The sequence below is a fragment of the Maricurvus nonylphenolicus genome (genome assembly GCF_042854845.1).
Lineage (GTDB): Bacteria > Pseudomonadota > Gammaproteobacteria > Pseudomonadales > Cellvibrionaceae > Maricurvus > Maricurvus nonylphenolicus.
Genome location: NZ_AP031498.1, coordinates 1,272,336 through 1,296,591, shown reverse-complemented (window position 1 = coordinate 1,296,591; position 24,256 = coordinate 1,272,336). Strand labels below are relative to the sequence as shown.

Annotated in this window: 19 protein-coding genes; 10 read left to right on the top strand and 9 right to left on the bottom strand. The window is 50.4% G+C overall.

All coding sequences use genetic code 11. The annotated features are described in order from the left end of the window. Positions 1–25: 25 nt before the first annotated feature. Positions 26–1,381, bottom strand: a complete 1,356-nt coding sequence (locus tag ACGHZ6_RS05425) for a cytochrome P450 (protein ID WP_390617796.1) — start codon at positions 1,379–1,381, stop codon at positions 26–28. 185 nt (positions 1,382–1,566) lie between these two features. Next, positions 1,567–3,696, bottom strand: coding sequence for a methyl-accepting chemotaxis protein (locus tag ACGHZ6_RS05420; RefSeq protein ID WP_390617795.1), 2,130 nt, complete (start codon positions 3,694–3,696; stop codon positions 1,567–1,569). A 237-nt stretch (positions 3,697–3,933) separates the two neighbouring features. Between ACGHZ6_RS05420 and miaB the strand changes: the two genes are divergently transcribed. From miaB to ACGHZ6_RS05395, 5 genes are all read left to right on the top strand, one after another. Continuing rightward, positions 3,934–5,289 carry a tRNA (N6-isopentenyl adenosine(37)-C2)-methylthiotransferase MiaB gene (gene miaB / locus ACGHZ6_RS05415; protein ID WP_390617794.1) on the top strand — a complete coding sequence of 452 codons (1,356 nt, stop codon included), beginning with the start codon at positions 3,934–3,936 and terminating at the stop codon, positions 5,287–5,289. Between the two features lie 157 nt (positions 5,290–5,446). Continuing rightward, positions 5,447–6,577: a PhoH family protein gene (locus ACGHZ6_RS05410; RefSeq protein ID WP_390617793.1), complete on the top strand. Its 1,131-nt coding sequence runs from the start codon at positions 5,447–5,449 to the stop codon at positions 6,575–6,577. A gap of 2 nt (positions 6,578–6,579) precedes the next feature. Next, positions 6,580–7,050, top strand: a complete 471-nt coding sequence (gene ybeY, locus ACGHZ6_RS05405) for an rRNA maturation RNase YbeY (RefSeq protein WP_390617792.1) — start codon at positions 6,580–6,582, stop codon at positions 7,048–7,050. Between the two features lie 28 nt (positions 7,051–7,078). Beyond that, positions 7,079–7,936, top strand: coding sequence for an HlyC/CorC family transporter (locus ACGHZ6_RS05400; RefSeq protein ID WP_390617791.1), 858 nt, complete (start codon positions 7,079–7,081; stop codon positions 7,934–7,936). Between the two features lie 226 nt (positions 7,937–8,162). Then, positions 8,163–11,393 (top strand): AMIN domain-containing protein, encoded by a 3,231-nt coding sequence (locus ACGHZ6_RS05395; protein ID WP_390617790.1) that lies wholly within the window; start codon positions 8,163–8,165, stop codon positions 11,391–11,393. Here ACGHZ6_RS05395 and ACGHZ6_RS05390 read toward each other — a convergent pair whose 3' ends face one another. The 7 genes from ACGHZ6_RS05390 to ACGHZ6_RS05360 all read right to left on the bottom strand — a co-directional run bounded on the left by ACGHZ6_RS05390 (position 11,394) and on the right by ACGHZ6_RS05360 (position 18,059). Then, positions 11,394–11,789: a hypothetical protein gene (locus ACGHZ6_RS05390; RefSeq protein ID WP_390617789.1), complete on the bottom strand. Its 396-nt coding sequence runs from the start codon at positions 11,787–11,789 to the stop codon at positions 11,394–11,396. Between the two features lie 61 nt (positions 11,790–11,850). Continuing rightward, complete coding sequence (locus ACGHZ6_RS05385) at positions 11,851–12,630, bottom strand: hypothetical protein (protein ID WP_390617788.1); 780 nt, start codon at positions 12,628–12,630, stop codon at positions 11,851–11,853. Between the two features lie 67 nt (positions 12,631–12,697). After that, complete coding sequence (locus tag ACGHZ6_RS05380) at positions 12,698–13,234, bottom strand: DUF4402 domain-containing protein (RefSeq protein WP_390617787.1); 537 nt, start codon at positions 13,232–13,234, stop codon at positions 12,698–12,700. 272 nt (positions 13,235–13,506) lie between these two features. Next, positions 13,507–14,658 carry an acyl-CoA dehydrogenase family protein gene (locus tag ACGHZ6_RS05375; protein ID WP_390617786.1) on the bottom strand — a complete coding sequence of 384 codons (1,152 nt, stop codon included), beginning with the start codon at positions 14,656–14,658 and terminating at the stop codon, positions 13,507–13,509. 11 nt (positions 14,659–14,669) lie between these two features. Further along, entirely contained in the window at positions 14,670–15,872 is a 1,203-nt protein-coding gene (locus ACGHZ6_RS05370; protein ID WP_390617785.1) for an acyl-CoA dehydrogenase family protein, read from the bottom strand. Between the two features lie 142 nt (positions 15,873–16,014). Beyond that, on the bottom strand, positions 16,015–17,049 hold the full coding sequence (locus tag ACGHZ6_RS05365) for a helix-turn-helix domain-containing protein (RefSeq protein WP_390617784.1): 1,035 nt from the start codon (positions 17,047–17,049) through the stop codon (positions 16,015–16,017). Next, entirely contained in the window at positions 17,049–18,059 is a 1,011-nt protein-coding gene (locus ACGHZ6_RS05360) for an AraC family transcriptional regulator ligand-binding domain-containing protein (protein WP_390617783.1), read from the bottom strand. Before ACGHZ6_RS05360 ends, ACGHZ6_RS05365 begins: the two co-directional genes overlap by 1 nt. A gap of 193 nt (positions 18,060–18,252) precedes the next feature. Between ACGHZ6_RS05360 and ACGHZ6_RS05355 the strand changes: the two genes are divergently transcribed. The 5 genes from ACGHZ6_RS05355 (at position 18,253) to ACGHZ6_RS05335 (ending at position 24,242) form a co-directional block, all read left to right on the top strand. Further along, entirely contained in the window at positions 18,253–19,425 is a 1,173-nt protein-coding gene (locus ACGHZ6_RS05355; protein ID WP_390617782.1) for an acyl-CoA dehydrogenase family protein, read from the top strand. Between the two features lie 118 nt (positions 19,426–19,543). Further along, positions 19,544–20,557: a helix-turn-helix domain-containing protein gene (locus tag ACGHZ6_RS05350; RefSeq protein WP_390617781.1), complete on the top strand. Its 1,014-nt coding sequence runs from the start codon at positions 19,544–19,546 to the stop codon at positions 20,555–20,557. A 172-nt stretch (positions 20,558–20,729) separates the two neighbouring features. Continuing rightward, entirely contained in the window at positions 20,730–21,902 is a 1,173-nt protein-coding gene (locus ACGHZ6_RS05345) for an acyl-CoA dehydrogenase family protein (RefSeq protein WP_390617780.1), read from the top strand. 20 nt (positions 21,903–21,922) lie between these two features. Beyond that, the gene (locus ACGHZ6_RS05340) at positions 21,923–22,561 is read left to right on the top strand and encodes a glutathione S-transferase family protein (protein ID WP_390617779.1); all 639 of its coding nucleotides are present in this window, start codon (positions 21,923–21,925) and stop codon (positions 22,559–22,561) included. 55 nt (positions 22,562–22,616) lie between these two features. Beyond that, positions 22,617–24,242, top strand: a complete 1,626-nt coding sequence (locus tag ACGHZ6_RS05335; RefSeq protein ID WP_390617778.1) for an acyl-CoA carboxylase subunit beta — start codon at positions 22,617–22,619, stop codon at positions 24,240–24,242. The last annotated feature ends 14 nt before the right edge of the window (positions 24,243–24,256 follow it).

The window sequence follows — 24,256 nt, the reverse complement described above, 5'->3', positions numbered from 1 at the left end:
GTCAGACCCCATGCCCACTCCATCCCTACCGACGAATTAACTTAACCGGCACCCCGGCTTGCGGCCCAAAAAAACTGCCCTGCATTGCCGCCTGGTCACTCACACCCGCATCTTCGATATCGTAATGTAACAACAGATTTGCCAACGCCAATTTAATTTCATGCTGGGCAAATCCCATACCGATACAACGGCGGATCCCCCCGCCAAACGGAATCCATTGGTGGGGATTCGGCTTCTTATCCAGGAAACGCTCAGGTTTAAATATCTCAGGCTCTGGATATATGTCAGCCCGGTGATGGACCAGATAATTGCAATTAGCCACCATAGTGCCAACGGGTAATTGATACTGGCCAATTTGCATTGGCTGCTTCAGTAGACGAACTGAACTGTTGAAGAGCATAGGACTGATCCGGGAAGACTCTTTCACGACGGCATCCAAGTAGGCCAGCTGCTCGATATCCAATTCAGCTAACGCGCTATCTTCTGTGGCAGCCGTTAACTCTTGCCGTAACGTCTGCATGGCCTGCGGATTCTTTAACAGCCAAACCAGTGTCCAGCTCATCGAGGTTGCCGTGGTATCAGCGCCGCCGAGAAGCAGAGTGACCAATTCATCACGCAGCTGCTCTTTCTCCAGCGGTTGCCAACGATCAGAGGTACTGGAAAGCCCATTGAGCAACGAGGTATAGCTTTCGCGATCAGAGGAGTTATGCGCAACCGGGCAGCCTGCCCGTGAGGAGAGAAAGGATTCAACCCCCGATAGGCACTGATCTAAAATTTCCCGCTTGTCTTGCGGCGTTACCCCAAAGTCACCAAAGCGATGGAGATTCTCTGCGAGCAGCGCTGTGTTGCCATCACATAGATCACCAAATGTAACCCGTTCCATAACCCGATGAGATAGCGTGCGAAACACAGAGGCCAAATTGATCGTGCCCTGTTGTGCTCTGGTTTGTTGCGCTCTGGTTTGTTGCTCTGTGGCTTCTCGGAAGGCCTGCTCAGCAACATCCAATATCATGCTATTAAAACGCTCCAGCGTGTGTTTGCCGACAACCAGATCACTCAACGCCCGACGCCGATCCACATGCTCAACCCCATCTATCACAGCGCTGCCGCGACTGGGGATTAATTGCATAAACAGAATACTATTGGCCTCACCACCCGGCGCATCCTGATCCTTCACATTGAATAACTGCTTTATATGCTGAGGGTCGGTCAGAAAAACCCAGTTACCCGTAGCCTGATACTGTGTTGCGCCAAAGTCACCCAGCGGCACAGAAAACGTGTCGCCATAGTCGCGCTGGCACTGCAGTAAAAAGTTAAATGGATTGGCAAGGAAGTGATCCAAAAGATCTGGAGAGGGGGCTGGCCCAGGTGGTAATAACATAATCAATCCCTGTATCAAGTTATAAACCCACTATAGCACCCAATACCACATTGCACAGGTATTAGGTGCCAATATCAGGTGATTCGATTAGTCTCCCAGCAATAGCTTTCTTGCATTAATTGGGTTGGTTTTTATCATCTAAATCTGAGGTCATTAAAGCAGGCCGTCGCGCCGGCAGATACCTACTAGGCAGAACTTTGTGCCGCTAAATGTAGTTGCGGTACATAGTCCTGGCGGGAATCAGACTCCGTAACCTCCCCATCCACATGCACGGATCCCGTGGCCTTAATTTTCTTCAACAATGTAGGCTCTATATAACGTGGCTGCTCACTGACTTTGTACATATCAATCAGATCCATAAGTCCCATACTCATTTCGGATAACAAAGACGCTGACTGGCAGATTTCTTCAGCCCCATCCAGGTTCTCTTGCGACATTTTATCGATATCCGCAATGACCCGTGTCATTTCATCGGTAACCGAAGCCTGCTGACGGCCACTCTCACTGATGCCCATCGCTTTTTCATTAACATCTTGCATACTCGATACAATACGCATCAAGGAATCATTAATGCCTGCGGATTTTTCCACTGCACTTTCGGAACGTTTACGGACTTCTTTAATAACTCCCATAGAGTTCTTTGAATCAGACTGCAAAGCACCGATAATTGAACCGATTTCTTCCGTTGAACTTTGCACGCGTTTAGCCAACTGCCTCACCTCATCAGCTACAACGGCAAAACCACGACCTTGATCACCTGCACGAGCAGCTTCAATTGCTGCGTTCAGTGCCAGCAAGTTGGTTTGCTCTGCAACAGATTCAATCACCTCAATCACACTGGAAATCGTCTCAACACGCTGATCCAGATTTACAATCGATTCACTGAGATTACTGATTTCAGTAGCTACGATCTGAATGCTTTCACTGGCCTCTTTGACGCGCAGTTGTCCATCATGACATTCTTGCATTGCTGTTGATACCGACGTCGCAGTAGAATCAATATTGATGCTCACCTCTCTAATACTGCAAGCCAACTCTTCTACTGCACCCGCCGTTGATGAAGTTTGAGCAAGCTGATTACGAATATTTTCTTCGCTTTGCACAATTGCCACAATGGTGTCCTGGGTAGAGGCTACCGAATCTAAAGTGTTGGTACTAATTTTTTCCATATCGCTTTGCATACGATCCAATAGCCTATTAGCCAACAAAGCAATTCTCCCCATTTGATCTTGACTTAAAACATCCACTCTTTGAGTCAAATCTTGCTGCTTTGTTACTGTTTCCAAAGTGCTCCTAAGCCTCTCAGCTTGACGTCTCGACAGGCTTAGATTCGTTACCACGAGTACAGAATTGAACAATACAAAAGACATCAGCACACCCAGCAGCACCATGTTGTACCAACCCTGACTATAGTTGCCTTCAACAATCTCATGCATATGCTTGATGACTTGCTCTTCTAGAGTCTTTAAAGCATTGATACGCTGAGTCGATGCATCAAACCATATTTCAGGCGCTATTTTATACTCCCCTTGATTGGCCGCATCTAAAGCAGACAGACGTAGCTGCAGGACATCCCGATTGGCATTGCCATTAGCGAAAGCGTTATAGAAATCCAACAGTCCTGGGCTAGCTGATTTTACAAAACTGTCTTCATAGGCTTTCTGCTCTGCGATTAAACTGTATAAGCGACGCTGCACATCTGACGTAAAGGTTTTGGAAGCTAGCATATTACTCAATACGGCACGTTCCAAACCGGCCTTCTCCTTGACTTCCATCAAGTTATAAGTAGCAATCAAATCTTCGACAAGATACTTATCATCTACATAACGGATAAGTAGCAAAGGCTGTTCGATCAGAGCAATGTTTTTACTGGTGTAGTAACTGAGTACAGCTTTTAAATTCATACTCAGATTATCAACCCCTGATCGCACCGAGGAGATACTCTCCATACTGGATACCAGATCAGTAACCTGTTCACGAATCCTAGGGCTGAAATCATCACCTGCGGAAGAATGCACGAAGTCGTAATACTCTTTATAGCGCCTATCCGTTAACTTCCGCTGCTGAACCAAGCTGTCGGCAAACTTAGTACCACCAGAGCCCAGATAACCAGCCGACATACCGCGCTCTTTCTGCAGCTCATGCACCAAATTACCGTTTAAATCAGACAGATAGAGTAAATCCACAGCAGTGGACAAGCGAGTGACAGAAGCAAGGCTAGATATCAGCAGCCAGGCACACACAAGAATCAGTAAACAGGCGGGAATAACAACTAAAGTGGTCAAATAACGGCTAACAAGCGATCGAAACGGCATAAGAATACCCCTGCTAAAAGTGCACCTACCTTGTACGGATCTTTTTGCACAAAAGATCACTGAGTGATTGTTTAAGAATCTTTAGCATAGAAGGGATTTTCCAGGCCTACCTATAGGCTTCCGCCCCGCCAATCGCTATAATGCTCGGCCGATTTGAATTGGCTAGTTTTTGATCACACAGATTGAAAACCGCAATGCAACCAGACGCACCAGAAAGACAAAAGACAGGTAGAGCCCATGGCCGAAAAAGCCGTTAAAAAGTTGTTTATCCAGACCCACGGCTGCCAGATGAACGAATACGATTCCGCCCGCATGCGGGATCTACTGGGGGACTCCCACCAGATGGAGCCCACCGACGACCCCAATGAGGCCGACGTACTGCTGGTAAACACCTGCTCTATCCGCGAGAAGGCCGAAGACAAGCTGTTCCACCAGCTGGGCCGCTGGAAGCACCTGAAAGAGAAGAACCCAGACCTGATTATCGGCGTTGGCGGCTGTGTTGCCAGCCAGGAAGGTGGCGCTATTGCTGAGCGCGCCCCCTATGTTGACCTGATTTTTGGCCCCCAAACCCTGCACCGCCTGCCAGAGATGCTGGAAACCCCGAAAGACGACGGTGCCGTGGTTGTGGATATCAGCTTCCCGGAGATCGAGAAGTTCGACAACCTGCCTGAGCCAGAAGCCGATGGCGCCACTGCCTTTGTTTCCATCATGGAAGGCTGCTCCAAGTACTGTACCTTCTGTGTAGTGCCCTACACCCGCGGTGAAGAAGTCAGCCGTCCGCTGGCACCGGTACTGGAAGAAGTTGCCTCCCTGGCCTCCCAGGGCGTACGAGAGATCAACCTGCTGGGCCAAAATGTAAACGCCTACCGCGGTGAAGGCCCCAATGGCCAGATCGTCGATTTGGCAGAGCTGATCACCTATGTAGCGGCAGTCGATGGTATTGACCGTATCCGCTTTACCACCTCGCATCCGGTAGAGTTCTCCGACAGCCTGATCGATGTCTATGAAGAAGTGCCAGAACTGGTCAGCCACGTGCACCTGCCAGTGCAGAGCGGTTCAGATCGCATCCTGATGGCCATGAAGCGTGGCCACACAGCGCTGGAGTACAAATCCAAGATGCGCCGCCTGAAGAAGGCTCGCCCTGGCATCAGCCTGTCCTCGGACTTTATTATCGGCTTCCCCGGTGAGACCGATGCCGACTTCGAAGCCACCATGAACCTGATCAAGGACGTGGGCTTTGATATGTCCTTCAGCTTTATCTACAGCCCACGCCCCGGTACCCCTGCCAGTGATCTGCCAGACGATACCCCGGCCGAGGTGAAAAAGGAGCGCCTGCAGATCCTGCAACAGCGTATCAACCAGCAAGCTGTCGAAATCAGCCGCCGCATGGTGGGCAATACCGAGCGAGTGTTAGTGACCGGTTACTCCAAGAAGGACCCAGGCCAACTGGCTGGGCGTACCGAGAACAACCGGGTAGTGAACTTCCGCTGTGATCAGCCTGAACTGATTGGCAAGTTTGCCGATATCCTGATTGAGGAAGCACTTCCTAACTCTCTACGGGGCACGCTGCTTGGCTCAGAGCTGGATGACTGAGCGGGAGACCTCCCTTAGCTCCAAACTATTGATAAAAACCAGCTATATTAAAGTTCTGTTATAAGAACAATATCGCTGAATCAGAGGCTTCCCTGCCCCAGAGGATTAGGGTAGCCTTTGAGATATATCCACAGCCGAGAGGACGGCTTACAAAAACTTGGACAGTAATACGGCAACGCCACAACCCGTCGCCCATAAGGTGACCCTAGAGCCTAACGACACCCGTCGTCTCGCAACCCTCTGCGGCCAATTTGATGCCCATCTGCGTCAAATCGAAGACCGCCTCAAGATCGAGATACGCAACCGCGGCAACCACTTTTCCCTGTTGGGTACCCCCAACAGCACCCGTGCGGCTGGCCGCTTGCTGGAAAGCCTGTATCGCGAAACCGACAATGGACAGGATCTGACCCCCGATGAGGTTCACCTGGCCCTGCAGCAATCTGGAATAGAAGCTTTGAGTAATCAGCCCGCTGATCATGGGGCACACCATGATGATAATGATGACGACAACGTCGAATCGCTAACACTTATCCGAACCAAGAAGTGTACTGTCCGCCCCCGCGGTAAAAACCAGCAGCACTATGTGCGAATGGTGCAAACCCACGATATCAACTTTGGCATCGGCCCTGCCGGTACCGGTAAGACCTACCTGGCCGTAGCCTGCGCAGTAGAATCCTTACTGAAAGACGAAGTCGAGCGTATCCTGCTCGTGCGCCCGGCGGTCGAAGCGGGCGAGAAACTGGGCTTCTTACCCGGTGACCTGGCCCAGAAGGTCGACCCTTACCTGCGCCCTCTGTATGACGCCCTTTACGAGATGCTGGGCTTTGAGACCGTAGGCAAGCTGATTGAGCGCAACGTCATTGAAGTCGCGCCACTGGCCTATATGCGTGGTCGCACCCTGAACAACTCGTTTATTATTCTCGACGAGAGCCAGAACACTACTCGCGAGCAGATGAAAATGTTTCTGACTCGAATTGGTTTTGGCTCCACCGCCGTCATTACCGGCGACCCCTCACAGATCGACCTGCCCCGCGGCCAGAAATCCGGTCTGCGCCATGCTATCGAGGTTCTTGAGCATGTAGACGGCATCAGCTTTACCCACTTCAACGCCAAGGACGTCGTACGTCACCCACTGGTTCAGCGTATCGTTGAAGCCTATGACCTGATTGAAGAAAAACAGGAAGCTGAAGACCAGCGTAGAGCAGATCAATATAAAGAGCAGCGCCGCGCAGAGAGAAAAGCCTGGGAAGAGTCCCGCCCATTCCAAGACGGGGATCAGGCGGACTAAGCATGAGCCTCACTCTGGATCTACAAGTGGCCAGTAACGCCACCGGTTTGCCGTCCCAGACAGATATTGAGCGCTGGGCGTTAGCCGCGCTTGGCACCCGCGAAGAAAGCGAGCTAAGCGTACGCATCGTCGATAACGACGAAAGCCAGGCCTTGAATCACCAGTACCGCGGTAAAGACAAGCCCACTAATGTGTTGTCGTTCCCTGCCGAATTACCCGAGGGGGTGGATATCCCACTGCTGGGTGATCTGGTGATCTGTGCCCCAGTGGTAGAACAAGAGGCACAAGAGCAGAATAAAACCCTTGAGGCCCACTGGGCCCATATGGTGGTTCACGGCACCTTGCATTTGCTGGGTTATGACCATATTGAAGATAATGAAGCCGAGGAGATGGAAGCGCTGGAGACAGAACTTCTCACGGCCATGAATTACCCTCCACCGTATGAAACGGTGGAAAATAGTTGCGCAAGCTAGCGCGTTATAAGGAGCGAAAAAAAGCACCATGAGCGATGACCCTTCGAGTAGTAGCGTCCAGGATGCCCGCCCGGCGGAAAAATCCTGGCTAGATAAACTGATTACCGCGTTTTCCGGTGAACCCAAATCCCGCGAAGACCTACTCGACATAATAAAAGATGCCGCCGACAACAAGCTACTGGATCAGGAAGCCCTGACCATTATTGAAGGCGCGCTGGATGTAGCTGATCAACAGGTGCGCGAGATTATGATTCCTCGCTCACAGATGGTTTGCGTCAATATCGACGACCAGCCCGACAAGCTACTGCCGACCGTGATCGAATCCGGTCACTCCCGTTTTCCTGTCATTGGTGAATCCACCGACGATATCCGCGGTATTTTGTTGGCCAAGGATCTGCTGCCGTTGATTCTTAACGGCAAAGACAACTTCACCCTGGAAAACATTATTCGCCCCGCCACTATCGTGCCGGAGAGCAAGCGCCTGAATGTACTGCTGCGCGAATTCCGTGAAAACCGTTACCATATGGCGCTGGTCATCGATGAGTACGGTGGTATTTCCGGCCTGGTGACCATTGAAGATATTCTGGAAGAAATTGTCGGTGAAATTGAAGACGAAACCGATGAGGATAACGACGGCGCCTTCATCCGTCAGGTATCGGATACCGATTTTATTATCAAAGCCCTGACCCCCATTGAAGACTTCAACGAACACTTCAGTGCCGGCTTTGATGAAGATGAGTTTGATACCATTGGCGGGATTTTGATGCGGGCGTTTGGGCACTTGCCGCAGCGTAACGAAACTACCGAAATTGATGGTTTTAACTTCCGTGTGCTTTATGCGGATAATCGCCAGATTCATCTACTGCGATTAACACCTCCTGCTTAACGGGCCGGGGTCTGACCCGCAGGGTCAGACCCCTTCGTGCTAAATTCTTCAAGGCCAGCACCCAGCACGGGGGCCAACCCTACATGGCATTACTGGGGTCCGACCCTGCGGGTCGTACCCCACGTCCTGGCACCACTCTCCCAACAAAACTCATTTGACTCACACCATCCATAGTTTCTGCTAAACTCCTTAATAACCATGATGATTTACGGATATCTATTTATAGATGGTAATTCGACAAAATCATGGGGGGAGCCAACCGATCCACTCGCGATCCAGCCATCTGCGCCTTGCAAAAACGTTTCCTTTATTAAAACTATCTGCAGTTATAACACTTGCGTCTTTCACGCTTTACCCGGACATCAGTTTAGCCCGCTACAGCCAACTGGATGATGTACGTATAGGCCACCACCCGGATAAAGTCCGCGTGGTATTCGATCTTGATCAGAACACGCAATACAAACTTTTCACACTGAAAGATCCACACCGACTGGTGCTGGATTTTAATGACACACAAATTCCAACCAAGATCAAAGCCCAGCTAAAGCAAGCCTGGTTAAAAGACACACCAATTAAGCGCTTCCGCACGGGCATACGTGGTTACAATGATTTACGGGTTGTGTTCGATTTAAGCCAGGAAGTCAGTAGCCGCAGCTTTACCTTAAAGAACCCTAATCGCCTGGTCATTGATATCACCTATAAATCAACCACGACCAACACCGTCAGTTCACCTCCGAAGAAAAAAACAATCACTAAACAGACTGTTGCCACGTCCCCCATTACACCCACTAAACCCAAGGCACCGGTCCCAGCGCCAGAATCGAAAATCGACAAAGCCGTAACAACAACATCTGAACCACAAACGCTGGACTTGCACCTACTGGATTATCAGGTTAAAAAATTCTCACTCGATGATGCCCTCCCCACTTACAGCCAGGGAGAGAGCCTGTGGATTGACTTCAATGCTTTTTTAAGGGCCTCGGAATTTTCTATTAACCAGACAACTCCGTTTGAGTGGAGCGGCTTTTTCTTTAGCGAAGACAATACATTTATTCTGGATTTACAAAACCATACCGTTACGATAAATGGCCAAGTCACACCTCTAGACCCAAAAACCGTTATCGAACATGACGACACCTGGCTGGTCAAACACAACGATATAACCGCCTGGTTTGGCATCGAGCTGCAAGCAGACTACCGCCGTCAAATATTAACGGCTAGCAGCAATAAACTGTTCCCCATTGAAGAGCGCTATCTGCGCTACGCTAATCGCAATCGCTATGTGCCCGTCTCAGAAGAACCGGTGTTTTTACGTGATGACTACCACTGGATCACCAGCCCCAGAACCTATATCCAGGGCAATATTAATCATCTGGATAACGATGGCATCACCACTGACACTGGCAGCCTGTCTGTCACCACCAGTATGGATTTATTAAAACACCAAACCTATTACACAGGTACTATTACCGATAGCAGTGGTAGCAGTACCAACACTACCCAGCGGCTTACATTCAGTCGTTATGGCGATACCCAGGACGACACCCTGGCCTTGGGAGCCCGCTATTATGAGTTCGGTGATGTTTTTTACAGTGGTAATAACCTTGCCAACCGCGGTGGTAGTGGTGAAGGTTTTGTCATCGCCCGACAAACGGATACCCAAACCTTAAGCAAGGGGGTTACCACTATTGCCGGTGATGCACCGCCAGGCTGGGATGCAGAGCTTTACCGTAACAACCAGCTACTGGATTTTACCCGCACAACACAAGACGGTCGCTACCGTTTTATCGATCAACAAACCCAGCCCGGCAAGAATGTCTTTACCGTGCGCCTCTATGGCCCACAAGGCCAATACGAAGAACAGCAACAACTCATTTGGGGTGGCGGACTGGAGCTGGATCCCGGCGATTACAGCTATCGACTCACCCATATCGATTACGATCAGACGCTGCTTGAAGGCAAGTTCAATGGCGCCGATGTGTTGCCAGCTCACCGTACACGCAGCGCCGAATTCACCTACGGTTTCAATCAAGACCTTCAGCTGGGTGTGGGATACTTTGATCAACTCACAGGCGTCAGGGATAATTTTGGCCAGTTTACCGATGAACGTTATTACCAGGCCAATTTCCGAGCCAACCTGTTTACCGGCGTTTTACTCGGCGAATGGAACCAGCAGGAAAATGCAGGCCAGGCCTGGCAAGCCAACTATTTAGGCAATATTAACGATCGCCACTCCTATAGCCTAAATTACCAATCCTTCGATACTGATTTCACCAGCCCCTACAATGTCCGCGCCATCCCACTTGATGATCAAATTGAACTGTCTCTCTTTGGTCGCCCCAAGACTCACTGGCTAGATGCCTATGATCTGCGTGTAAGCCGCGATAAACAAAGTAATGGTGTCGAGCAGGACGAACTGTTCAATCGCCTGAGCCGTCGCTTTGGCAAAGTTTACGTCAGTAACGAGATCACCTACCGCAATGCTGATCCCGGCGATGAGACCTATCGCGGCGCCCTAAAAATGTCCGGTCGCTATAAGCACTACAGTTTAAGTGGTCAACTGGACTACGACCCTGCCGATTCAAAACCCGCAACCCAGGCTCAAGGCACCGTACGCTGGCAATTAAGCCGCAACCTGTACACCAATATCCAGCTCAGCAAACAACTGCGCGATAACCACACCACCTTTATCAATAGCGAACTCACCTGGCAACATAAAGCGGTGGATATCTCACTCAAAGCCAGTGCCAACACCGATGACTTTTGGTCTGTCGGCATAGGCTTTAGCACCACTCTCGATTACAACCCTTATAAGAAAACCCTGTATGCCAAAGGGGATAATATGGCCGACAAAGGACGCGCGGCATTTAATGTATTTGTGGACGACAATAAAAACCAGAAACTCGATCACGGCGAAGAAATTGTAGAGCAAGTCAGTTACCGGGATATCGATTCAGTTAACCAACAGCAAGCCAGCTATATCCCTCTCGACAACCTGCCAAAACAAAATAACTACCGTATAGACACACAAAAAATAGTGACTCAGGACCCCTACCTGGTTGCCGCCAACCGCTACTACAATATTTACACCCACGCCGGCAGTGCCATTACCTTTAACCTGCCGGTGTATAACAGTGGTGATATCGAAGGTTATTTATTACGTTATACCAATCCCGATGATGCCGACAGCATTATGCCAAGCCCCGGCGTCGAGATTGAATTGCGCAATCAGAAAGGCGAAGTGGTTGCCGCAACCACATCAGAATTTGACGGCTATTACAGTTTTAACACGGTGCCAGTCGGTAATTACAGCATTGTCACTCGTTCCACCAAGGGTTTCTTTCAGGAGCATGAACGCTTTTTCGAATTGGACAAAGAAGATAACTATCGCGAAGTGGACAATGTCATTCTGACTACCGACCGGCCTCTGAAACGCCGTAAACGCCCACGTAAATAATCACTGATAAGTGACATTAATATCCATACTCACTGTGGCGCTATCGCCACCATTATGCACCTGACTGGTGGTAACATCGACACCAATCTTCAAAGAAGCTGAAGCAGAGCTGGTCGCCACTAACGGACTGCCGTCACACTGGGTTTGCGCACCTCCTGCGTAACTGCATAACACCTGATTAACCGTTAAACCACCCGAGGTTGATATAGCATCCGCCAAAATTTCAATCGTGGCCGGCGAGGTATCATCGGTAACGGTAATATCACCAGCCGCTTGCGAACTGACATGATCTGCCGCATCGGCGCCAGTAATCGCACCGGACGTATTTAATACAAACTGACGCCCCGACGCGCCACTGAGAATCAGACCAAAGGTTGGCGAGGTAATTTCTGTCAACGTAATCGTTGCCTGCCCTGGGCAACTGAGACACAAACAACCCAGCAACAACAGAGAGCGACTAGAGCTGAATGCTGGCAAAGCCCAAGGGCTTATCCCAGTGCTCTTTATCTGCTGAGTAATACACATATAACTTACCGCCTGCCAACGCCCTATTAGCGAGGGACAAATTGACCTTGCGTCCGTCAATGTTGGGATAAATCACCAGCGGATGCGGATCAAGCAATCGCTTCTCTTTCCCATTCTGCTGATAAATCACATGTAAAAAACCTCGAGTAGATACCTGCCCCAATCGCTTAACCTGCAAACTCAGAGTTTGCTGCGATGAATTCCATTGACTAATTTCAACTTCGGCTGCAGGTTGATCCCGAGTGTGGCGCCACAATACAGGAATGCTAATACCGGTTCTGGCAACAACACGAAATACGCCGGCCTCAGCTTCTTCGCTACCCTCTTCTTGCTGACGAATGGATTCTTCGACATTTTTATTCAGCATCACCACATTCAGATGCGAAAAATATTCCCCAATCGGCACTTGGTCATAAGGTTTTTTAAGCGCGATACGTACAAGCTGACTTTCTCCCGGTCGCAAAGTAACCCGCCGCGGAGAATAGCGAACATAAGGCTGTAACGACCAGGGAGATTTATCGGGTTCCTTCCAGGTAAACAACCTGCCCTCTTCAGTCATGGTGTGATCTATCCAGCGTATAGCAAACACCCCCGTGCGGTTGCCACGATTGACAACATGCACCGCTTGGCTACGCGACTTTTCGTCGAAGATAATGGATTGCGGCGTAAGAAATAAACTCGCCTCACTGGCGATCACAGAGGTGACCGCCATACAACAAGAAAGGAACAGGCCACATATGAGAACTTTTTTGCAAGCGCTCACAGGCAATTACCCAGACCTAGTCGTAGGTCATATTAATATCAAATGATCCGTTATCCACACCGGCTGTCATCGCCACCGCATTACGGGTTAAGGTCGCACCAATTAATACCGTCGCCGAAGCAACCGATGTATTCGCTTGACCACCACCATCACAGCCAGACTCACCAGCACCATTGTAATTACAAACGAACGATGCCAGCGTGTAGTGGGTTCCGTCAGTTACATTATTCACAAGCAGAGTGACCGCCACTCCTGCGGTAGCCGTGATGGTTACCTCCGCCGCTTCCTGAGTACCGCCGACAATATTTGCACCACCATCGGTTGTACCGTCAGCCGTATCAATAGCTACCGTTTCAGTGTTTGCCATGGTTGAGTCCAATAAACCAAAATCCAGTGCATTGACTTCAGTGATCGTAATCGCTTCGACAAACGTCACGGTCACATCAACGGGTTCAGGAGTCGCCGAAAAGGCAGAAGCAGAAAACAACAGCGGCAAGGCCGCGAGGGCTGAAGCACTTCGAAAAGCAAGTTTTTTTACATGATGGATATGCATAATTTTACCCACCTTTATTACCTCTATGCTTACAGACTAGTAAGCATTCACATTGGCGTCAAATTTATCAACAGCGCAATTGAGATAGCAAACTAACAGAGAAAGTTGCTTTCTGTTGTATAAAAATAATTGGAAGTAATGACAAGATTTCTGCTTAAGAGGAATAGCTATATATACAAGCATCTCTAATAAGACTTCATCCCCGCAAAAGCGGGGATCCATTTTTAAGAGTGCTCAAAAAGCTGGATTCCCGCTTTCGCGGGAATGGCAACTTAGCTTAGCAACAATGGCGCTAAACGCTTGCGGTGATGGGCAGAATCGCCAAATTGCTGCTGACTCCACTGGGCTCGACGGATATACAACTGCGCATCACATTCATAAGTGAAACCCATGCCGCCATGGAACTGCACAGCGCGATCCCCCGCTAACAAAAGGGCATCATTGGCTGATGCTTTGGCCATACGACAGGCGATTTCCAGATCGCGCTCTATATTGCCATTACCCTCTTCATACAAAGTGGCTGCATGATATACCTGAGAACGCGCGCCCTCCAGCTTCGATAAGATATCGACACAAGGATGCTTTAACGCCTGGTAGGAACCAATCAACTTGCCAAATTGTTTACGCGTATTCAGATATTCAACCGTCAGATTTAAACAGGAAGCCGTAGCGCCAACGGTTTCAGCTGCAACCAGCAAAGCCCCGATTAATTTAATATCCTCCAGAATCGTTTGAGCATTGTCTGCACTGAGAACAGCATCTGCGGTGACAGATACACCAGTGAAGTCAATTTTTGCTGAACGTTTGGTCTCATCAATTAATGCGTGAGCCTTTATCGCTCCCTCAGCTAGCTGATTGCGCTCAACGACAACAAAGCGATCTTGCCCCTGATACTGGCAAAGCACGATAAACAGTTCGGCACTTTGCGCATCACTAACAAAGAATTTTTCGCCCTTTAAAACCAAATCCTCGGAAAGCATATGAGTCGTGCCATTTGCCCCCCAGTCCTCGTTATCCAATAAAGCTACAGTGGCAACCTGCCCTTCTACCACTCTGGACAACCAACGTTGTTGCTGCTCCTCACTACCTGCGCGCAATAGTAACTGTGCAGCCAAGGTACTGGAGATAAAAGGCGTTGCTGATAAGTTGCGCCCCATACTTTCCACAATCGGCACTACTGCTTCGACACCCAAGCCGGAGCCACCAAATTGCTCGGGGATAGCCATGCCCGTCCAACCCAACGCTACCAGTTGCTGCCAAGTACTGTCTTCATAACCTTGCGATGAGGATAATAACTCTCTCACCTTCTCGATAGATGAATTATCCTGGCAAAAGCTACGCGCGCTTTCCAGAATCATCTTTTGCTCTTCGCTGAAGTGCATATTCGCAACTTTAAGATTTTTAGCTTCTTGTCCAAAGTTCATGATGCTTCTCCTTACTTCGGCAAACCGAGCGCATGCTCTGCAATAATATTGTTTTGAACCTGGCTGGTACCGCCACCGATAGTCGCCGAGAAATTATTAAAGTAGGCGTGCTGCCAAATAGCGCCATCCAATGCATCCTTATCGTGAATATACAGGCCACCTTTAGCGCCCTGTAAACTCACTGCGTACTGGCGCATACGTCGGAACAGCTCAGTCGCTTCCAGCTTGCCAGATAACATCAGGGATAAAGGATAATCCGAGCAAAGATCCTGAATGCTACTGCGTTTTTGATTCAACAACAGATTTCTTTCTTCCATAATAAACTGCACCAGTTGATCCTGAACTACAGGGTCTTCCAGTAGCGGGTTGCCATCGCGCTGGATATTACGGCAGGTTTCAATAAGATCTGAACTGGTGATGGAGGTAATTTTATAGGTCGTGGCCTGACCGCCATCGACACTGCGTTCATATTGCAGGGTTTGCATGGCCAGCTTCCAGCCATCGCCTTCCTCGCCCATCAAACACTCGGCAGGGATACGGGCATCATCAAAGAAGGTTTGGGCAAAGCCGTGCTCGCCGGTAATTTTTTGAATAGGTGAGGTGGTAATGCCAGGTGCCTGCATAGGCGACAAAAAGAAAGACAAACCGGCGTATTTGTTTTTCGCTTCGGGATTTGTACGCGCCAGCAAAATCATATATTTGGCGTAGCTTCCGTGGGTAGTCCAGATCTTACTGCCATTAATCACATACTCATCGCCATCGCGCACAGCGCGAGTCTGGGCATTACCCAGATCGGAACCGTGATCCGGCTCAGAGAATCCCTGACACCAGATATCTTCACCGGTAAGAATGCCTTTAATGTATTTCTGTTTTTCTGCCTCAGTACCCAATTGCAAAATCAGCGGACCGGCCCATCCCAAACCAATGGTATTAAAGATAATCGGCGCCTTTTTGTTCATCAGTTCTTCATCAACAATATCCTGATAAACCTGAGGCATGCCTCGACCACCGTATTCCTTAGGCCATGCCATACCTATATATCCAGCGTCGTAGACTTTGCGCTGCCAGGCAATTAAGAATTCCAGCTGTTCCTCGGTGCCAACCTCCATAAAGGTTAATGGCAACAGAAATCCTGGATCTGCGGGAATATTGTCTGCCAACCAGGCAGTGACCTCTTCTCGGAATGCCGCTAAGGTTTGAGGATCGGTATTCATCGTAAGCCTCTATACACTATGATTCTTGGTTCATGGTTCGGGTAAAGATGGCTAAATAATAGGTAGCCTCGGAGACCCGCGCTTTAGAATTGGTGTCAGAGAGTTTTGAATTGGTGCCAGAATAGACAGAGATAGAAAACGGCTAGCGTGACTCGACAAAATCCCTTGGTGAACACCCGTGCCAACCTTTAAAGGCTGTGGAGAAAGAAGAGGTATCAGCGTATCCCAGCATAAAGGCAATCTCAGTTACAGGGATTTGGTTATCCACCAATAATCGGACTGCCATAGCTGAACGCAGCTCCTGCACCACATTGGCAAAGACTTCATCGCGCTCCGATAATCGACGCTGCAAGGTTCGGCGCGATATCGCCAGTTCAGTGGCGATCGTATCGATGGTCATATGTCCAGAGGGCAATGCCCGCACGATACAGCGCCTGACCCGCCGCATAAAACCGTCGCTGCTGCCGGTTTCAATCACACTGAGCAGGTTATCTTTATCCACAGGGGATTTTTCATCCCAGACTTTGATAATTGGCCACTCGAGCGCGGCCACAGGATAAAACAGACCGCTAAAGGGCTGGTCAAATACCAACTCACCGCTAAAGATCTGCCGATGCAGAGAGGTATCTTCAGGTTCGGGATAACTAAAATACACCTTGGGCACAGGTACTGGGTTATAACACGCGGAATTGAGCAGACTCTGGCACATGCTCAATATCATATCGATAATATATCGGCCACTGACATCCACGGGCGCAAGCGGGCGCCACTCAGTACGCAACATGTCGCCTTCCTTGACCACAACCGTTTCACCAATATCCCCTATCGCTTCCAGCGTGCTGGGCATCATATTGAGCCATTGGCGAAAATGGCTGCAAATTGCCGAGAGGTATTGCAGTAAACTGGTTTGATTCAGAAAGGACGACCGCCCGGCCCACAAACCAATATTCTCGTTGCCAGCCAACTTGGCCAATTGTTTGGTCAGGGCATACAGTGATTCAACAGGAATATGCGAATCGGTTTTCTCCAACCAGATGGGATCGATATCTGCACTCGCGATCAGTTGATGGCGATCCACCCCCAGGTCATCCGCCAACTGCAAATACAACAGCGCCAGCTTGGATGACACGTTTGGCCCGGGGTCAGCTCTTCTGTTGCCTGGTGCAGAACGGGTCATTAATGATCTGCCTCATCCGTCGACTGGATATAACTTCTCGGCGTCACCCCTGTCCAGCGTTTAAAGGCCCGAAAAAACGCCGTCGAATCGGCAAAACCAACCTGGGCGGCGACCTCTTCTATCGAGTGATTGCCCCGGGATAACAGGTAAATGGCTTCATCACGTCGTAAGCCGTCCTTGATTTGTTTTACGCTGGTGCCCTCTTGTTTTAATTTGCGGCGCAGCGTTTCCGGCGAACAGTGTAACTGCTCGGCAACATCTTCAATATTCAGCGCTGAAGCTGCCTGCCTTAAGATTCCCTGAACTTTAAAATGGTAGGAATCATTATCTTCCGGATGCGCTAACAAACCCGCATTGCCGCCGCGCAAAAAGACTTTTAACGAGGCCTCGTTTTGCACGATATCTTTATCGAGATAAGCCGTATCAAAACAGAGATAATTCTCCGTGGCAGAAAACTTTATCGGGCAGGAAAACAAAACCTGGAAGTCGCTGGGGATATCCGTTTTCGCCGATTTAAAAGCTACACTGTCGAGCACAATCTTTTGATTGATCATCCAGCAACTCCAGCGATAAAGCGCGCCGAAAAATGCGGGAATCATATAATTCTTGGGATCTGAGGAGGTAATACCCGAATCTATTGTCCAGTAGGTCTTGCCGTCTTTTTCATAGTGATTAATGGGCAGGCTCTCTGAAAACAAACCATAGAACTCTTGGCTTCTTTTTATCACCTCACGTAAATTCGGTGCCCCCAGACAAGCCAGGCACATCATGCGAAAGCTGCCCACGGGCATAGGCTGCTGTAGAAAACCCAAACTCTCATCATTCAGTGCTATAGCGACGTATTGGGTAATCTCCTGCAGCTGCTTGGCACTGATACGCCCCTGCTCTGATTGCAGCACATCGGTAGCAATACCCAACTTACCCACAATACCGCCTTGATCGACGCCCTTGGCAGCCGCAGCGTCCAATACAGCCAGTGCAAACGATGATGGGTAGGTTTGGAAATCCATATTCAGGCAAATGTAGTCGTTACAAGCTGTAAATTTATCATGACAGCTTCACTTTTGCGCCTACTCTTATTGAAGTTAATGCTTAACCGGCTGGGGGCTGACCGCTGAAGTCAGGAATTTCAACCGGTAAAACAAGTGTCAATACACGCTGATTACGACAACATAACCCCATAGATACCAATGTGAGGTTACCATGACCATAGACTTCGATTCCCTACAGTTAAAGAGCCCGTTTTACACCGAATCCCACCAGCAGTGGCGTGAGCAGATGCGCCGCTTTGTGGATAAAGAAATCATCCCCTATGTGGATGACTGGGAAGAAGCCGGTGAAGTACCCCTGGAGCTGTGGTCCAAAGCCGCTGACATAGGCCTGCTGCAAATGGGTTACCCTGAGGAATACGGCGGCATTTCCGAAGGTATCGATGCCTTTCACACCATTATCGCCAGCGAAGAAATTGCCCGCAGTGGCGCAACCGGCATTTCCTCATCCCTGACCATTCACGGTATCGGCCTGCCGCCGGTAGTGAACTATGGCAGCGATGCCATGAAAGACGAGGTTGTGGGCGCGGTTCTGGCCGGTGAAAAGCGCATCTCCCTGGGCATTACTGAACCGGGCGCCGGCTCCGATGTGGCTAACATCAGCACCACGGCCGTACGCGACGGTGATCACTATATTGTGAACGGCTCTAAAACCTTTATCTCCGGCGGTACCCGTGCCAACTGGCTGACCACTGCCGTACGCACCGGCGGTGAAGGCATCGGCGGTATTTCCCTGCTGTTGATCCCGATGGATTCAGAAGGCGTCAGCTGGACCAAACTCGACAGAAAACAGGGCTGGTGGTGTTCAGATACCGCAACCATTTACTTCGACAATGTGAAGGTGCCCGCTGAAAACATCATCGGCGAAGAGAATCAGGGCTTCCTGCCTATCGTGCACAACTTCAACAAAGAGCGTCTGGGCATTATCTCCCTGTCGCTGGGTGCCGCCAAAGCCTGTATGGAAGAAGCTGCCGAGTGGGCCATGGAGCGTAAAACCTTTGGCAAGCCATTATCCAAGCACCAGGTGATTCGCCATAAATTCGCCGAGATGCTTAAGCGCATCAATGCCACTCAAGCCTATATGGATATGTGTGCCTGGCAGATGCAGAACAACACCATCAAGATCGAAGATATCTCCATGTGTAAGGTACAGGCCACAGAAACCATGGAATTCTGTGCCCGCGAAGCCATGCAGATTATGGGTGGCATCTCCTATATGCGCGGTTGCAAAACCGAGCGTATTTACCGTGAAGTCCGCGTGATGGCGATTGGCGGTGGCTCAGAGGAAATTATGCGCGATCTGACCAGCCGTCAGCTGGGGCTCTAATACAGCCTTGGGACCAGAAGGATACAAGCGCCCCAGTGTTATGGCGCTTGTATCTGGATCAAACGACAACGCCACTGCTAGAATGCCCTATCTCTTGTGGCACGCAGAAAGCAGGATTATGTCGTCACCCAACCCCGACTGGACAGTTTACAGCTCCTCCATCCACGCGCTAATTCAGGCTGCTGAGCTTTCATCGGTGCCTATCGACAAGTTCCTTGCCCGTGAGGGGATTGATCGACAGCGCCTAACAGATCCCGATGCGCGCTTTCCGGTGATATCCCTGCTGAATCTGTATGAATCGGTGGCCTTGGCCAGTAAAAATCCCGATATCGGTCTGTTTGCCGGTCGGGTGAGTTATGTCTGCGGCCTCAACCTGCAATTACACATGTCCACCCTGTGCCACACCTTTCGCGAATACCTGAATTTGATGCCCAGTGTGCTGCGCTTTACCGGTGATATTGGCGAGGTCAAAATCAAAGGCGAGGCTGACTATATCCGCCTCGAATGGCATCCCTTATGGGATGAAACCGCCAGCCAGCGCTTTTTGAGCGACAACCTGCTGTCCTCTTCAGCCAATATCGTCGATTCCCTGTGTGTGCAGCCAATCCCCGTGATCAAGGCGCGATTTACCTACCCGGAACCAGAAGACCTGACCCAATTACAGGCCTTTTTTGGCAATGATCTGGCCTTTGACCAGGAGGTTAGCTGCCTCTATTTCGCCCGTGAAAGCCTTGATTACCCACTGACCCAGCTGGGCCAGTCCCTGGATCAGAGCTTTGGCCGCTCGTTTGACCATCTGTTTGAGGAAGAAGACGACCCCTTCCTGCGGGAACTGCGCAACACTATCTTGAAACTCTTGCCCATCGGCGAGATGACCATCGACAGCGTCGCCCATCAGCTCAACGTATCCCGCCGTACGCTGCAGCGCCGCCTGGCCGATAAGGACACCCAGTTCCAACAGGTGCTGCAATCAGTGCGCTCAGAGCAGGCCCTGCGCTATCTGGGCGATGAACGCCTGGGCATTACTGATATCGCCTTTCTGCTGGGGTATACCGACCAGGGCTCCTTTTCCAGCGCCTTTAAGAGCTGGCACGGCCAGACCCCCTCCGAATACCGCCAATCCCACCGCTAGCAGCTCTTACCTCACATTTATCCCACCTTGAACCCGGTGTCATCCTGGCGCCATTTTCGCGAAATTTTGGCACCAATTCCCAAATAACTTGGCGCCCTATCCCAAGCAGCTCATCTCAGGGTCTTTAGACTGAGACTATTCTGATTAAAGTCTTAGGATTTAGGAGCCCAATATGTCACTGGATTTCGATAGCGCCCGCATAAGTAACCCCTACTTAACCTCGGAACACGAAGAATGGCGCAGCCAAATACGTCGTTTTATCGATCGTGAAATCATGCCCTTCGCCGCCGAGTGGGACGAAGCTGGCAAGATCCCCGATGAGCTGTGGCCCAAGGCCGGTGAAGTTGGCATTCTGGGGCTGGGTTACGCCGAAGAATACGGCGGTATTAAAGAAGGCATCGATGTTTGGTACCACAATATCCTTAACGAAGAACTGGCCCGCTCCAGCGTCGGCGGCGTCGGTGCCACCCTGTGTATTCACGGTATTGGCCTGCCACCGGTAGCCAACTTCGCCAGCGATGAAGTTAAGCAAATGGTGATGCCGGGTGTGCTGAGTGGTACCAAGCGTATCTCACTGGGTATTACCGAACCCGGTGGTGGCTCCGATGTTGCCAACCTGCAAACTACTGCCCGTCGTGAAGGCGACTACTACATAGTTAACGGCTCCAAGACCTTTATTACCGGTGCAATGAACGCCAATTGGACCTCCACCGCCGTGCGTACTGGTGGCGAAGGCCCCGGCGGTGTTTCCATGCTGTTGATCCCGATGGATGCCGAAGGCGTATCCCGCACCCAATTACATCGTAAACAGGGCTGGTGGTGTTCTGATACCGCAACTATCTACTTCGACAACGTCAAAGTACCTGTGGGTAACTTGATCGGTAAAGAGAACCAGGGCTTCCAGGTGATCATGAATAATTTCAATGCCGAGCGTATGGCCCTGTGCGTTGGTATGGAAGCGTCTGCCCGCGTTTGTCTTGAAGACGCCGTAAGCTGGGCCAAAGACCGTAAAACCTTCGGCAAGCGTTTGGCTGACCACCAGGTTATTCGCCACAAGATTGCCGAAATGAAACAGCGCATCAACGCCTGTCAGGCTTATATCAATCACTGCTCTCGCGAAATTGCTGAGGGCAAACCTAACCCCGGTGACATTGCCATGCTTAAAGTGCAGTGCAGCCAAACCATGGAATTCTGCGCGCGCGAAGCCAGCCAGATTCTGGGCGGCGCCAGCTACTTGCGTGACAACCGCATCGAGCGCATCTACCGGGAAGTTCGCGTCAACGCCATTGGCGGTGGCTCGGAAGAAATCATGCGCGACCTCGCTTCGCGTCAATATGGACTTTAAGTTTAAAAAGAGAGAATAAAATGACCATTAAACTTTGGCACTGCCACAACGCCCGCTCCCTGCGCGCACTGTGGGCCCTGGAAGAAATGGGTTTCGACTACGAAGTAGAAACCATGCCCTTCCCGCCGCGTTTTATGCAGCCGGAATTTCTCGAAGTCAACGAGCTGGGCACCATCCCATACATGATCGACGGCGAAACCCATATGACTGAGTCATCCGGTATTCCCCTGTATCTGGTGGAGCGCTATGGCAAACACGAGTTTGGTCTTAAACCAGACCATCCCGAGTACGGCGATTACCTCAATTGGTTATTCCATAGTGACGCAACCCTGACCTTCCCACAGACCGTGTACATCCGCTACACCCTGCAAGAGCCACCCGAGCGCGGTCTGCAAGAAGCCGCAACGGATTATATGAAATGGTTCCATGCTCGCCTGCGTCGACTCAACAGACACCTGGAAGATGGCCGTGAATATCTGGTCGGTGATCGCTTCACCATTGCCGACATCACAATCGCCTACGCGCTTCACTTGGGCGAGTCGCTAAGAATTGACGAGCGTTACAAGCCCCATGTTCGCGACTATTTAAATCGCATGCGTGCACGCCCTGCCTTCCAAAAGGTAGTGAAAATCGGTGAAGAAGGCAGCATCTTTAAATAGTTAAATAGGTCGCTCACGTAGCGACGCAGAGAGAGACATTACAGGAAAATACATTATGGCGGTTATCGAATCCCAATTAGATACCCAGTCCGATGCGTTTAAAAATAACGTTAAAGTTATGACCGCAGCGGTAGACGAATTTCGTGGCATTGAACGTCGCGTGATTGAAGCAGCGCAAGCTAAAGCCCCACGCTATATCAAAAAGGGCTTTATCCCTCCGCGCGAGCGTTTAAGTTTATTGCTCGACGCTGGCGCACCTTTTTTTGAGCTGTCGACCCTGTGTGGTTATATGCAGGATGAAGACACCGATGGTTCCGGTGCAGGCGGTAGCTACATTGCCGGTATTGGTTATATCAATGGTGTTCGCTGTGTTGTTGCCGTTGATGACTACCTGACCAAAGGTGGCAGTATCGGCCCTATGGGCGGTAAGAAGCGTAACCGCGTGATGGACATCGCCCTTGAAAACAAACTGCCGATGGTAAACCTGTCACAAAGTGGTGGTGGTAACCTGAAGCTGGTTGGCGATACCTTTGGTGAATCTGGCGCTATGTTTGCTCGCCAGTGTCGTTTGTCTGCAGCCGGTATTCCACAAATTACCGTCGTACACGGCAGTGCAACCGCCGGTGGTGCTTACCAGCCGACTCTTTCTGATTACCTGATTCTGGTCCGTAAGCAATCCACCATGTATCTGGCCGGTCCCCCGCTGCTGAAAGCCGCGACCGGTGAAATTGCTACCGATGAAGAGCTGGGTGGAGCAGAGATGCACAGTGAGGTAGCCGGTACCAACGACTATCTGGCCGAAAACGATGCCGACGGTATTCGTATTGCCCGTGACGTCACCAAAAAATTGGGCTGGAATAAAAGCCAACCTCTACGTGCTGAAGTCTCCTTCGAAGATCCAATCTACCCTGCCGAAGAGTTGCGCGGTATTGTGCCAGAAGATTCGAAAGTCCCGTTTGATATGCGTGAAGTGATTGCCCGCATCGCCGACGGTTCTGACTTTTTGGAATTTAAAGGTGACTTCGATAACGGCACCCTGTGTGGCCATATGGAAATCGAAGGTATGCCTTGCGGTGTAATCGGCAACAACAGCCCGATTACTGCCAAGGGTGCAGCCAAAGCTGCACAGTTTATTCAGCTGTGTGAGCAATCCGGTACACCCCTGCTGTTCCTAACCAACACCACCGGTTTCCTGGTCGGTACAGAGCCAGAACAAGCGGGCATTATTAAACACGGCGCTAAATTTATTCAGGCCGTAACCAACTGCACCGTGCCAAAAATCACCGTTATTGTCAGCGGTTCCTACGGTGCCGGTAACTACGCTATGGCCGGTCGCGGTATGGACCCACGCTTCCTGTTTGCCTGGCCTCGAAGTGTTGTCTCCGTAATGGGTCCTGCTCAAGCCGGTAGCGTATTGCGTCAAGTTGCTGAAGCCAAAATTGCTCGCTCCGGTGCAGAGATGAACGACGAGATGCGCGGCATGGTGGACGCCATGGAAAAAGACACCGTGGAAACCATGGAAGCCAAATCCAACGCCCTGGCCAATACGGCGCGTGTTTGGGACGACGGCATGATTGATCCCGCCGATACCCGTTCGGTAGTGGCCTTTGCCCTAAGTGTTTGTCGCGAAGGCGATGAGCGTACTGTTAACACGAATACCTTTGGTATTGGTCGTTTATAAGATCCGTCTTACGG